At 59.8% G+C, this 12,236-nt stretch carries 13 protein-coding genes; 9 read left to right on the forward strand and 4 right to left on the reverse strand.

The window, feature by feature from the left end; all coding sequences use genetic code 11:
- The 4 genes from ABS45_RS12855 to rpsL form a co-directional block, all read right to left on the reverse strand.
- Positions 1-97, reverse strand: a 97-nt coding sequence (locus ABS45_RS12855) for a GTP-binding protein (protein ID WP_033470817.1), incomplete at its 3' end; no start/stop codon positions are given.
- A 169-nt stretch (positions 98-266) separates the two neighbouring features.
- Positions 267-2,375 carry an elongation factor G gene (gene fusA, locus ABS45_RS12860; RefSeq protein WP_291555972.1) on the reverse strand — a complete coding sequence of 703 codons (2,109 nt, stop codon included), beginning with the start codon at positions 2,373-2,375 and terminating at the stop codon, positions 267-269.
- 87 nt (positions 2,376-2,462) lie between these two features.
- Positions 2,463-2,936: a 30S ribosomal protein S7 gene (gene rpsG / locus ABS45_RS12865; protein ID WP_024538595.1), complete on the reverse strand. Its 474-nt coding sequence runs from the start codon at positions 2,934-2,936 to the stop codon at positions 2,463-2,465.
- 158 nt (positions 2,937-3,094) lie between these two features.
- Positions 3,095-3,472: a 30S ribosomal protein S12 gene (gene rpsL, locus ABS45_RS12870; protein ID WP_209423176.1), complete on the reverse strand. Its 378-nt coding sequence runs from the start codon at positions 3,470-3,472 to the stop codon at positions 3,095-3,097.
- Positions 3,473-3,667: 195 nt separating this feature from the next.
- On the opposite strand from rpsL, the gene ABS45_RS12875 reads away from it, so the two are divergent.
- From ABS45_RS12875 to ccmI, 9 genes are all read left to right on the forward strand, one after another.
- Positions 3,668-5,464 (forward strand): multiheme c-type cytochrome, encoded by a 1,797-nt coding sequence (locus tag ABS45_RS12875; RefSeq protein ID WP_291555977.1) that lies wholly within the window; start codon positions 3,668-3,670, stop codon positions 5,462-5,464.
- Between the two features lie 85 nt (positions 5,465-5,549).
- The gene (haoB, locus tag ABS45_RS12880; protein WP_291555979.1) at positions 5,550-6,578 is read left to right on the forward strand and encodes a hydroxylamine oxidation protein HaoB; all 1,029 of its coding nucleotides are present in this window, start codon (positions 5,550-5,552) and stop codon (positions 6,576-6,578) included.
- A 4-nt stretch (positions 6,579-6,582) separates the two neighbouring features.
- The gene (locus ABS45_RS12885; RefSeq protein WP_291555981.1) at positions 6,583-7,395 is read left to right on the forward strand and encodes a heme ABC transporter permease; all 813 of its coding nucleotides are present in this window, start codon (positions 6,583-6,585) and stop codon (positions 7,393-7,395) included.
- Positions 7,396-7,427: 32 nt separating this feature from the next.
- Positions 7,428-7,532, forward strand: coding sequence for a heme exporter protein CcmD (gene ccmD, locus ABS45_RS12890; protein WP_291557221.1), 105 nt, complete (start codon positions 7,428-7,430; stop codon positions 7,530-7,532).
- Positions 7,533-7,535: 3 nt separating this feature from the next.
- Positions 7,536-7,997, forward strand: coding sequence for a cytochrome c maturation protein CcmE (gene ccmE, locus ABS45_RS12895; protein ID WP_291555983.1), 462 nt, complete (start codon positions 7,536-7,538; stop codon positions 7,995-7,997).
- On the forward strand, positions 7,994-10,009 hold the full coding sequence (locus tag ABS45_RS12900) for a heme lyase CcmF/NrfE family subunit (RefSeq protein WP_291555986.1): 2,016 nt from the start codon (positions 7,994-7,996) through the stop codon (positions 10,007-10,009). Before ccmE ends, ABS45_RS12900 begins: the two co-directional genes overlap by 4 nt.
- Positions 10,006-10,533 carry a DsbE family thiol:disulfide interchange protein gene (locus tag ABS45_RS12905; RefSeq protein ID WP_291555989.1) on the forward strand — a complete coding sequence of 176 codons (528 nt, stop codon included), beginning with the start codon at positions 10,006-10,008 and terminating at the stop codon, positions 10,531-10,533. Before ABS45_RS12900 ends, ABS45_RS12905 begins: the two co-directional genes overlap by 4 nt.
- A complete protein-coding gene (locus ABS45_RS12910) occupies positions 10,526-11,002 on the forward strand; it encodes a cytochrome c-type biogenesis protein (RefSeq protein ID WP_291555991.1) in 477 nt (158 codons plus the stop codon). The genes ABS45_RS12905 and ABS45_RS12910 overlap by 8 nt, the downstream gene beginning before the upstream one ends.
- Positions 10,999-12,231: a c-type cytochrome biogenesis protein CcmI gene (gene ccmI / locus ABS45_RS12915; protein ID WP_291555993.1), complete on the forward strand. Its 1,233-nt coding sequence runs from the start codon at positions 10,999-11,001 to the stop codon at positions 12,229-12,231. Before ABS45_RS12910 ends, ccmI begins: the two co-directional genes overlap by 4 nt.
- Positions 12,232-12,236 lie beyond the last annotated feature (5 nt).

Here is a 12,236-nt window from a genome sequence, read left to right on the forward strand (position 1 = left end):
CAATGGCCGCCGTCAGCGTCGTCTTGCCGTGGTCCACGTGTCCGATCGTGCCCACGTTCACGTGGGGCTTGGTACGCTCGAATTTTCCTTTTGCCATTTTCAAACTCCAAAAGAGCAATGCCTGTGCGGGGGTTTAAGGTCTGCACCCGATTGCTGATTCGCCTTGCACAGAGCAACAAGGCGGCACCGGATCGCAGACCGATAAACTTTAAAAAACAGAGCTGCTCGCGCTTTCCCAGCAAGCGCCAGAGCCCTATTTCGTTCAATTATTTGGCGCGAGCGGCCATGATGGCCTCCGCGACATTGCGCGGAGCCTCTGCGTAGTGCTTGAACTCCATCACGTAGGTGGCGCGGCCTTGCGTCATGGAGCGCAACTGCGTGGCATAGCCGAACATTTCGGACATCGGCACCTCGGCCTTGATGGCCTTGCCACCGCCCGTCATGTCGTCCATCCCCTGCACCATGCCGCGACGACTCGACAAGTCACCCATCACGGTACCAGCGTAGTCTTCCGGCGTCTCCACCTCGACCGCCATCATGGGCTCGAGGATCACCGGATTGGCCTTGCGTGCCGCTTCCTTGAAACCAAAGATGGCAGCCATCTTGAAGGCCTGCTCGGACGAGTCCACGTCGTGGTACGAACCGAAAGTGAGCGCCACCTTGACGTCCACCACCGGGTAGCCGGCCAGCACACCGCTTTGCAGCGCTTCGACCACGCCCTTTTCCACCGCCGGGATGTACTCGCGCGGCACCACGCCGCCCTTGATTTCATCCAGGAACTCAAAGCCCTTGCCCGGCTCGTTCGGCTCCAGGCGGAACACCACGTGACCATACTGGCCCTTGCCGCCGGACTGGCGCACGAACTTGCCATCGACATCCTTGACGGTGTTGCGGATGGTTTCGCGATAGGCCACCTGGGGCTTGCCGACGTTGGCTTCGACGCCGAACTCGCGCTTCATGCGATCAACGATGATGTCCAGGTGCAGCTCGCCCATGCCGGCGATGATGGTCTGGCCCGATTCCTCGTCGGTACGCACGCGGAAGGATGGATCTTCAGCAGCCAGGCGCGACAGGGCGATGCCCATTTTTTCCTGGTCAGCCTTGGACTTGGGCTCCACGGCCTGGGCAATCACGGGCTCGGGGAACACCATGCGTTCGAGCATGATGTGCGCGTTCAGGTCGCACAGCGTGTCGCCCGTCGTCACGTCCTTCAGACCCACGCAGGCGGCGATGTCACCCGCGCGGATTTCTTCAATTTCCTGGCGGTCGTTGGCGTGCATCTGCACGATACGGCCGATGCGCTCCTTCTTGCCCTTGACCGGGTTGTACACCGTGTCGCCCTTGGTCAGGACGCCCGAATAGACGCGCACGAAGGTCAGCTGACCGACGAAGGGGTCCGTCATCAGCTTGAAGGCCAGAGCTGAGAACTTCTCGTCATCACTGGGCTTGCGCGACAGATGCTTTTCGTGGTCATCGGGATCGCTCCCAGCCACATCCGGGATATCCGTCGGCGCCGGCAAAAAATCGAGCACGGCGTCCAGCATGCGCTGCACACCCTTGTTCTTGAAGGCCGAGCCACAGAGCATGGGCTGGATTTCGGTTGCAATCGTGCGCTGGCGGATACCGGCGATGATGTCATCCTCGCTGAGCCCACCCTCTTCGAGGTATTTGTTCATCAGCTCTTCGCTCGCCTCAGCGGCAGACTCAATCATCTTCTCGCGCCACTCATTGGCCAAAGCCACCAAGTCAGCGGGAATGTCCTGGTATTCAAATTTCATGCCCTGGGAGGCTTCATCCCAAATGATGGCCTTCATCTTGATCAGGTCAACGACTCCCTGGAAGCCGTCTTCGGCGCCAATCGGTATCACCACCGGCACCGGATGCGCATTCAGACGCGTCTTCATCTGATCGTGCACCTTGAAAAAGTTCGCGCCGGTGCGGTCCATCTTGTTGACGAACGCAATGCGCGGCACCTTGTGCTTGTTGGCCTGGCGCCAGACGGTTTCCGACTGCGGCTGCACACCGCCCACGGCGCAGTACACCATCACCGCACCGTCGAGCACGCGCATAGAACGCTCCACCTCGATGGTGAAATCCACGTGCCCGGGGGTATCGATGATGTTGATGCGGTGCGGCTGACGCTGCATATCCATGCCGCGCCAGAAGCAGGTCACGGCAGACGAGGTGATCGTGATGCCGCGCTCCTGCTCCTGCTCCATCCAGTCGGTCGTTGCAGCGCCGTCATGCACCTCGCCGATCTTGTGCGTCAGACCGGTATAAAACAGGATGCGCTCGGACGTCGTCGTCTTGCCCGCGTCAATGTGCGCGGAAATGCCGATGTTGCGATAGCGCTCGAGAGGAGTAGTGCGAGCCATGATGGTCTTTCGTTAACGGGCAAAAGCCCGGCCGCCGGAAATCGGCGGTGTCGGGCTTCCGGCCTTCGAGGAAAATGGGGATGGGACTTAGAAACGGAAGTGGCTGAAGGCCTTGTTCGCCTCGGCCATGCGGTGCACCTCATCACGGCGCTTCATCGCACCTCCGCGGCCTTCGGTGGCTTCCATCAATTCATTGGCCAAGCGCTGCGCCATGGATTTTTCGCCACGCTTGCGCGCCGCTTCCTTGATCCAGCGCATCGACAGCGCCAGACGGCGCACCGGGCGCACTTCCACGGGCACCTGGTAGTTGGCACCACCCACGCGGCGGGATTTGACTTCCACCATGGGCTTGACGTTATTGATGGCCGTGGTGAACACCTCCAGGGAGTTCTTCTCGGGCTGCTTCTTCTCGATCAGTTCCAGAGCGCCGTAAATGATGCGCTCGGCCACTGCTTTTTTGCCGCCTTCCATGATGACGTTCATGAATTTGGACAGCTCTACATTGCCGAACTTTGGATCCGGCAGGATTTCACGTTTGGGGACTTCGCGACGACGTGGCATTTTTTACCTCTATCTTGCTTCAGTTGGCACCATTTCAGGCACCGCGAGAGCCATCAGGACTCTCACTTACTCGACCCGCGCACACCATGCACGTTGGGGTCACTGCGCTGCACCGCCGCGCCACGCGACAGACAGCACCGAAAAACGAAAACCTGGAATTACTTGGCCTTCGGACGCTTGGCACCGTACTTGGAGCGCGATTGCTTGCGATCCTTGACGCCTTGCAGGTCGAGCGAACCACGCACGATGTGGTAACGCACACCAGGCAAGTCCTTGACACGACCACCACGCACCAGCACCACACTGTGCTCTTGCAGGTTGTGACCTTCACCCCCGATATACGAGATGACCTCGAAACCATTGGTCAGGCGCACCTTGGCAACCTTGCGCAAAGCGGAGTTCGGCTTCTTCGGCGTCGTGGTGTACACACGAGTGCACACACCGCGCCGCTGCGGGCAGTTCTCCATGGCAGGACTCTTGGATTTGACAACTTCGACCGTGCGGCCCTGACGCACGAGTTGGTTAATGGTTGGCATTAATAAAACGTCCCTGAAACGTGAATTCTCTGGCCCAAGCATCGAAAAGCACGAGCCACCCCGTCCAACAATTTGGAAAAGCCTTGTAGTTTACTGCAACCGGCTGCGAATATCAATACGCACCGCCAAGACCAGGGGGATGCAGTGGTGGCACCACGCCAACGCCAGCGCGTGGTACTACCGCAATCGCGACAGATGGCCATGATTGCTCAACGCAAAGCTCATTCGGAGGGAATCATGTGGTCGCGACTCCTCAGCCTTTTCACCCTGTTGCTCTGCCTGACGGCAGTGCACCTGCCCACGCAGGCGGCCATCTGGGACTCCGTCCCCGACGAGCAGCTCAAGGCATTGAACTTGAATAGGGATGCATCCCCCAAGGAGCTTTTCGACAGCCTGTCCAAGCGCTACCGCGCGGAACTGACCAAAGGCAAGCATGCCAAGTTCTGGGAGCCGATCCCGATGGACATGTACCTCGCGCCTACCCTGTTCTACAAGGCACCCGATCTGAACATGGAAGTCACGCGTGAACAATGCGCCACATGCCACAAAGATGTCACGCACGGCTGGGTGGCCTCATGGGAAAAGAGCGTGCACGCGAATCTCGATCAGATCCGCAAGTTGCCGGCCGATGACATCAAGGCATACAAGAAAGACATCATCACCGAGGTGGAGGCCAACTTGCAGTCGCAAGGGTTGTTGGCGCAAGGCGGCCAGCTCAAGGACGTGGGTTGCGCCGACTGCCACATGAGCATAGGCGCCAAGGCCGGCAATCACAAAGATCTGCGCATGCCGGACCGCACGGTCTGTGGCAGCTGCCACCTGCGCCAGTTCGCAGAAGCGGAATCTGAGCGCGACACCCTCACCTGGCCACAGAAACAGTGGGACAAGGGCCACCCCTCCCACTCGGTGGACTACATGGCCAACGTGGAGACTGCCACGTGGGCCGCACTCCAGCAACGCGAAGTGGCGGCCAGTTGCACCATGTGCCACACCAATCAGACGAAATGCGACAACTGCCATACACGCCATGAATTTTCCACGGTAGAGGCGCGCAAGCCAGAAGCTTGCGCCACCTGCCACAACGGCGTGGACCACAACGAGTTCGAGCAGTACATGTTCTCCAAACACGGCACCCAGTACCAAACCAAAGGCCACCAATGGAACTGGGATGCCCGCTTGGCAGACCAGAACACCAAGGGCGGCTTCACCGGCCCCACCTGCCAAGGATGCCACTTCGAGTTCAAGGGGCAGTTCACCCACAACACCGTCCGCAAGGTGCGCTGGGGCTTCCTGCCCTTCCAGAACATCGTTGACAACCTGGAAGACCCGTGGTTCAAGGATCGCAAGACCGCATGGGTGGGCACCTGCTCGCAATGCCACTCGCCCCGGTTTGCCGAAACCTATCTGACGATGATGGACAACGGCATCAAGGATGGCACCAAGCTGGTCGAGGAAACGCGTTCCGTCGTCAAGAAGCTCTATGACGACAAGCTGCTCGTGGGACAGAAGACCAATCGTCCGGCTCTACCGGCGCCGGAACAAGATGAACCTGGCGGATTCTTCACGCTGTTCTTCGCCAAGGCCAATCAGACAACGACGGTGGATCGCACCTTTGCCGAGATGTGGGAACAACACGTCGCGCGCTTCATGAAAGGGTTGGAACACGTCAATCCCGGCGGCTGGACTTACTCTCACGGCTGGAGCGATTTGATCAAGGACCAAGCCATCATCAACGAGCAGGACACCCTCCTGCGAGAAAAAGCGCAGATGGAGCAACGGCTGCAAAAGCTCGAAAGCAAAGCGGGTAGCAGCGGCAAGATGTCATCGCTCGACAACCGCTCGCCCAAGAGTTTGTTCGCGACCCTGCAGGCAGACCCCTTGTACTCGGGAGGCACCCTGGCTCTCTTGGGCGGCGGTCTGCTGCTGGGCGGCATCGTAGGGCGGCGACGCAGTCACACTGAAGACCAAAAGACGGGGCAAACAGATGCCTGACCTCAAGGCATAAGACTATGGCGCCTGCCAGTGCACACAAACTGCACTGCGCAGGCGTTACATATTTGCCACAGGAGAGACCAACATGAAACAACACCGCCTTGTTACCACGACAGTCTCTGTGGTGGGGCTGGCACTGCTGCTGGCAGCCTGCGCCCTGCTCTGGCAGCATTTCACCGCCCCGCCTGTCTATCAATACGTGATCGGAGAAACGGTTCCCGCAGCCGAGGCCGGGCCGCTCGCTGCTTATGTAGAGGCAGGCCTCACGGTGCGCCGGGCAAGCCTGCAATCGGCCGAGCAGGCATCGTCGCTTGCCACGCTGGACATTGCCGAAACGGCAGCCGGTCCGGTATTGCTGAACTGGCAGGCGCGCGTGGACGACCCTTTCATGACCCTGGCAGTGCCGCCACAAGACGTTGTCGCACTCTCAGGGGTCCTCAAACGCCACGTTTCCGAGCAGTCAAAAGTGTTCGCTTGGTGGGACACCTCCCGCCAGATCAATGCGCTTGGCGCGGTTGATTTCATGTTCGACCGTCATTTGGGTTTGCCTCTGTTTTTGCCTGCGCATTGGAGCGGCCAGCGAGCAAAGATCGAAAAAATTGAAAACGGCTTCTGGACCAATGGTGCAAGCGACGCGACCAACGAACGGGAGCGGTTTCGCCAGTTTGCCCGTGCCCTGACTGCGCCAGAAGCCGAGGGTATGGCAATGCTCCGTTCGCTCGCGGGCGAAGGGAAGCCAACCATACTGGTGCTGCATCTGCGCGACATCATTCTTTTGGGCCAAATGTTCCCCGACCGGCTGGGCGTCGCGTTCCAGGATTTTGGTGCTTCCAACGATGTTCATGGCATGGTGCGACGGGTCCACGCCTGGCTGGAGGAACACAAATACGCAGCATATGGCGTGCTGCAGGCCAGTGGACAGCCGGTGCGCGCGATTGCCCTGACGGACGCAGCGTCGGCAAAAACATTGGCCGCGCGCCTGCTTCCCTTCATGGGCAACGAGCAGCACGATGTGTCGGGCGCCACATTGGTTTACCAGGCGGGAGGGTTTTCAGTATTTGAAATTGCGCCCGCCGACAATACCAAGCTAGCCATCAGTCAGCCACGAAGTTAGCCCCATGTCCGCAACGCCCGATCAGCGCACAACGATCAATTGGTTCAAATACGCAGCGCCGGCGCGCTTTTATCCGCTGGCGGGCAAGGCGGTCCGATGGTTTTCCGTCCTGGCACTCGTCTTGGGGCTCGTCGGTCTGTACATCGGCTTTTTCGTCGCCCCGACAGATGCCCAACAGGGTGATGCCTATCGCATCATTTTTTTGCATGTACCCGCGGCCTGGCTCTCCATGGTGATCTATGTGGCCATGGCCTTCTGGGCAGGGGTAGGACTGGTGTTCAACACGCGGCTTGCATCCATGCTGGCCAGCGCATTGGCGCCGACGGGCGCATTGATGACTTTCATAGCGCTATGGACAGGCGCATTATGGGGAAAGCCCACTTGGGGCACTTGGTGGGTCTGGGACGCACGACTCACGTCCGAGTTGATTTTGTTGTTCCTGTATTTCGGCTTTCTGTCGCTGCAGGCCTCGATTGACGATGAGCGCCGCGCAGATCGTGCCACGGCGGTGCTGGCACTGGTGGGCGTGGTGAACGTGCCCATCATCTATTTTTCAGTCAAATGGTGGAACACCCTGCACCAAGGAGCCTCGGTCAGCCTTTCCAGCGCTCCAAGCATCGCCACCCCCATGCTGATCGGCATGCTGGTGATGTCGGCGGCGGTGTGGTGTTATTGCATCGCGGTCGTACTGGCAAGGGTTCGCGTCATCATTCTTGAGCGGGAACAACACGCCGGTTGGGTTGCGCGGGAACTGGGGATCGCTGCAGTGAATCCACCCATCGGTCCAACTTCGCAACGCATAGAAATCTCACCGTGATGTACTGGAGCAGTTGGTCCGAATTTTTCCATATGGGCGGGTACGGCCGCTACGTATGGGGTTCCATGGGCATCATGGCAATCGCCATGGTGCTTGAGGTCTGGCAGATTCGCGCTCGACGCAAGCGGATGGGGTAATTCATGAAATCCAGAACAAAACGCGGGTTGATCATCGTTGGCGGCTTGGCCACCCTCGCCGTGGTCAGCACCTTGGTGCTCAACGCCTTCCAGGACAACCTGGTGTTTTTCTTCAGCCCATCGCAAGTCGCCACCAAGGAAGCGCCCGCCGACCGCAGCTTCCGGCTTGGCGGGTTGGTAGAGGAAGGGAGCGTCAAGCGCTCCAGCGACAGCCTGGCCGTACAGTTTGTCGTAACGGACGGCGCCAAGGCAATTCCCGTGACCTACAACGGCCTGCTTCCGGATATGTTCCGAGAAGGGAAAGGCGTAGTGGCGCAGGGCCGTCTGGACTCCGGCGGGACCTTCCATGCCGACCAGGTGCTGGCCAAGCACGATGAAAACTACACACCCAAGGAAGTCGCCGACACCCTGAAAACAACGGCCTACAAAGAGAAAGAGCCCGCCACCACCGGAGTACGTCAATGAGCGCGGAACTGGGGCAGCTTGCCCTCATCCTCGCCTTGGCGATGGCCATCGTGCAGTGCGTCGTGCCCCTGGCGGGAGCTGCGCGCGGCAATCCGGACTGGATGTCGCTGGCCCGCCCCACGGCCATCGGGCAGTTTATGTTCGTTGCCACGGCGTTTGCATGTCTCACGATGTCTTTCGTGAACAACGATTTTTCCGTGCTGTACGTCGCCCAGCACTCCAACTCCGCATTACCGTTGATCTACCGCATCTGCGCGGTTTGGGGCGGGCACGAAGGCTCCATTCTGCTCTGGGTCTTGATCCTCGCCAGTTGGACATTGGCCGTCTCGCTGTTTTCAAACAACCTTGATGACCAGACTACGGCCCGCATCATTGGCGTGATCGGCCTCATCTCCATCGGTTTCCTGCTGTTCATCCTGTTCACGTCCAACCCCTTTGAGCGCCTGATCCCCGCCGCGGTCGACGGGCAAGACCTGAACCCGCAGCTGCAGGATCCCGGTCTGATCATCCACCCACCGTTGCTCTACATGGGCTATGTCGGAACAGTAGTCGCCTTTGCGTTTGCCATCGCGGCACTCCTTGCGGGTCGTCTGGATGCAGCATGGGCGCGCTGGTCGCGTCCTTGGGCCACCGTCTCTTGGGGTTTTCTCACGCTGGGCATCGCCATTGGAAGCGCCTGGGCTTATTACGAGCTGGGCTGGGGCGGCTGGTGGTTCTGGGATCCGGTTGAAAACGCCTCATTGATGCCTTGGCTCGTCAGCACGGCGCTGCTGCATTCTCTGGCCGTCACGGAAAAACGCAACACCTTCAAGCTCTGGACAGCGCTATTGGCCATCATCGCGTTTTCACTATCGTTACTCGGTACTTTCTTGGTGCGCTCGGGCGTCCTCACATCAGTGCATGCGTTTGCCTCCGATCCATCGCGCGGCATCTATATCCTCGGATTCCTGACGCTGGTCGTAGGCGGTTCCCTCGTATTGTTTGCCTGGCGCGCGCCCAAGGTGGGTCTTGGCGCGCGATTCGGCATGGTTTCGCGCGAAGCCATGCTGCTCGTGAACAACGTCGTTCTGCTCGTGGCATTCACGGCAGTGCTGCTGGGAACGCTCTATCCGCTGCTCATCGACGCCTTGGGCATGGGCAAGCTGTCGGTTGGCCCCCCCTACTTCAATGCCGTCTTCGTTCCATTGATGGCGCCCGCGTTGTTCCTCATGGGCATTGGCCCGATCGCACGCTGGCGTGAGGACAAGGCCATGGCGCTGGCCCAGAAACTGCGTTGGGCTTTGGGAGTGAGTTTGGCGGCCGCACTGATCTCTCCTTGGCTTCTTGGCAACTGGGAGCCTTTGGTGGGCTTCGGGCTGTTCCTGGCTTTCTGGATCGCAACGACGACGGCCTACAACCTCTATGAGCGGCTCAAAAGCCACCCGGCGCCAAGCTGGCGCCGGCGCATCGCCATGCAGCCGGGCAGTTATTACGGCATGTTGCTGGCACATTTGGGCGTGGCCATCTTCATCGTCGGTGTCACCATCGTCAATGGTTACGAGGTCGAAAAGGACGTCACCATGGAGCCCGGTGAAACCACGACGATCGCCGGCTACACCTTCCAGTTCGAAGGCACCAGCCAGAAAAAAGGTCCAAATTACACGGCGGACGTCGGCATTCTCAACGTCACATTCGACGGCAAACCGATTACGACCCTCAGGCCGGAACGTCGCATCTATACCGCCAGCCGCAACCCGATGCCAATGACCGAAGCCGCCATCGATCCCGGGCTCACCCGCGATTTGTACGCCGCTCTGGGTGATCGCTTGACCGACAAGCGTTGGATTGTCCGCGTGTATTTCAAACCCTTTGTCGACTGGATTTGGGTTGGATGCCTGGTCATGGCCTTGGGCGGTTTGTTTGCCGTCCTGGACAGGCGCTACAAAATTGCCCGTCGAACGCAACAGGAGCGCGCCCCGCAAGTACCGCAAGGCGTGCCGGCAACCGCCACAGCACGGATGGTTTCGCCATGAGGAAGGGCATCGTTCCGCTTGCGGTTTTCTTGGTACTGGTGGCGTTTTTGGGTATTGGCCTGACCCTGAACCCAAGGGAGCTGCCGTCGCCGTTGGTTGACAAACCCTTGCCCCAATTTTCCCTGCCGCGGCTGAGCGAACCGCAAAAGGCCTTTACGGCTGCAGACATGAAGGGCAAGGTATGGATGCTGAACGTATGGGCCTCCTGGTGCGTGGCCTGCAGAGTGGAGCATCCAGTGCTCGTAGAGCTATCCAAGACCAACAAATCCGTTCTGATTTATGGTCTCAACTACAAAGACAAACGCGACGATGCGCTGCAATGGCTCACCCGCTTTGGCAATCCCTATGTCGAATCCATCTCCGATACCCAGGGTCTTGTAGGCATTGATCTGGGTGTGTACGGCGTGCCAGAAACCTTCATCATCGACAAGCAAGGTGTCATTCGGCACAAGCAGATCGGTCCGATCACCCCGGAAGTATTGCAGGACACCATCCTGCCGTTGATGAGGAAACTGGGTGCGTAAATACCTTGCCCTGATTGCGCTGTGCTGCGCATGCCTGACTGCCCAACACGCTTTGGCGACCGAGGCGCCGACACTGGCCAACGATCCCGCCCTCGAACAACACGTCTTGGAAATCGCCCAGGAGTTGCGCTGCCTCGTCTGCCAGAACGAGACCATTGCGGCATCGCATGCCGATCTGGCGGTTGATCTCCGACAGCAAATCCGCACCAAACTCCAGGAAGGCGAAACGCCTGCTCAGATACGCACGTTCATGGTGGATCGTTACGGCGAATTCGTGCTCTACAAACCTCGCCTGAGCACCAAGACGTTGCTGCTCTGGATCGGACCTTTTGTCTTGCTGGTGCTGGGCTTCATCGTGTTGTGGCGCACGCTGCGTCAGCGCGCCACAGAGGCCGACACGCCCCTGTCTGAACACGATGTCCAACGCGCGCGGGCGCTGCTGGGTATCACCCGGGAGAAAGGTGAATGACTCTGTTCATGGCGATTGCTGTCTGCATGGTCTTGGCGGCTCTGGCAGTCATCATCATTCCTCTGCTGCGCAGCAGACACCACACCGCACGACAAGGCCAGGACCTGATGGTGCTCGCAGACGGCTTGCGGGAGCTGGATGCGGAACGTGCAGCCGGCGACATCGGTGCGCCTGAGTACGAGCGCGCCCGGCTGGACTTGGAACGTCAGGCCTTGCAATCCCAGCATGCAGCAGACATCAGCGCCGAGGGCAACTTGCGGGCCAACTGGGGAGTGGCGCTGGTGACCGCGATTGCCTTGCCTTTGCTGGCCGGAGGCCTGTATCTTTCGATCGGACAGCCCGGCGCGCTCAAGCCAGGAGCGACCCAGGTGGCACAAGCAAGCGGCGCCGACGCCCATGCCCCCGACGATGCGGCGGTCACGGCATTGCAGGCGCGCCTGGCGAAAGACGACAAGGACGTCGAAGGCTGGGTACTGCTGGCACGCTCCTACTTCCAGATGCGGCGCGTGGACGATGCGCTCAATGCCTATCGCAAGGCGACAACACTGGTCTCGGACAACCCCGATCTCTGGGTGGAGTACGCCAATACCTTGGCCATCGCGCACAACCGCGATCTCGCGGGCGAACCGACACAAATGGTTGAGCGTGCGCTCAAGATTGATCCCAACAACTTCAATGCACTGGCCTTCGCCGGTTTGGCAGCATTTCAGCGTGACGACCGTACCGCGGCGCTGAAGTACTGGGAGCGGCTCAAGGCGCTTTTGCCTCCCGGATCAGAAGACAACAAGAGAATCGACGAGCTCATCGCCAGAGCGCGTGGTGATGTTGTTGCCGCAGGCCAAGGCAATGCAACACAGCCCACCGCCGCGGCTCCTGCAGAAGCGACGGCCATTCATGGCACCGTGACACTGAACAGTACCCTGGCAAGTCAGGTTGCGGCAGCCGACACCCTGTTCATCTACGCCCGCGCTCCGAGCGGTCCGCCCATGCCCTTGGCAGCCGTGCGGGCGCGGGCCACCGGCTGGCCGGTTTCGTTCACCCTGGATGACAGCAGCGCCATGGCGGCTGAACGAGCACTGTCGAAGTTTCCGCATGTGAACGTGGTTGCCCGCATTTCTCGTACCGGCAGCCCTGCAGCGCAGCCGGGCGACATCGAAGGCAGCCTCGACAACGTTGCCTTGGGCAGCAAGAACGTACGCATCGTGCTGGACCGGGTGGTCGGACGCTGACAAGC

The organism is Comamonas sp. SCN 65-56 (genome assembly GCF_001724135.1).
Classification (GTDB): domain Bacteria; phylum Pseudomonadota; class Gammaproteobacteria; order Burkholderiales; family Burkholderiaceae_C; genus Comamonas_C.

Coding starts and splice junctions, on each gene's coding strand:
- ccmD (WP_291557221.1), top strand. CDS start 7,428: ATGGGCGGGTACGGCCGCTACGTATGGGGTTCCATGGGCATCATGGCA.
- ccmI (WP_291555993.1), top strand. CDS start 10,999: ATGACTCTGTTCATGGCGATTGCTGTCTGCATGGTCTTGGCGGCTCTG.
- rpsL (WP_209423176.1), bottom strand. CDS start 3,472: ATGCCAACCATTAACCAACTCGTGCGTCAGGGCCGCACGGTCGAAGTT.
- rpsG (WP_024538595.1), bottom strand. CDS start 2,936: ATGCCACGTCGTCGCGAAGTCCCCAAACGTGAAATCCTGCCGGATCCA.
- ccmE (WP_291555983.1), top strand. CDS start 7,536: ATGAAATCCAGAACAAAACGCGGGTTGATCATCGTTGGCGGCTTGGCC.
- ABS45_RS12905 (WP_291555989.1), top strand. CDS start 10,006: ATGAGGAAGGGCATCGTTCCGCTTGCGGTTTTCTTGGTACTGGTGGCG.
- ABS45_RS12900 (WP_291555986.1), top strand. CDS start 7,994: ATGAGCGCGGAACTGGGGCAGCTTGCCCTCATCCTCGCCTTGGCGATG.
- fusA (WP_291555972.1), bottom strand. CDS start 2,375: ATGGCTCGCACTACTCCTCTCGAGCGCTATCGCAACATCGGCATTTCC.
- ABS45_RS12885 (WP_291555981.1), top strand. CDS start 6,583: ATGTCCGCAACGCCCGATCAGCGCACAACGATCAATTGGTTCAAATAC.
- haoB (WP_291555979.1), top strand. CDS start 5,550: ATGAAACAACACCGCCTTGTTACCACGACAGTCTCTGTGGTGGGGCTG.
- ABS45_RS12875 (WP_291555977.1), top strand. CDS start 3,668: ATGGCCATGATTGCTCAACGCAAAGCTCATTCGGAGGGAATCATGTGG.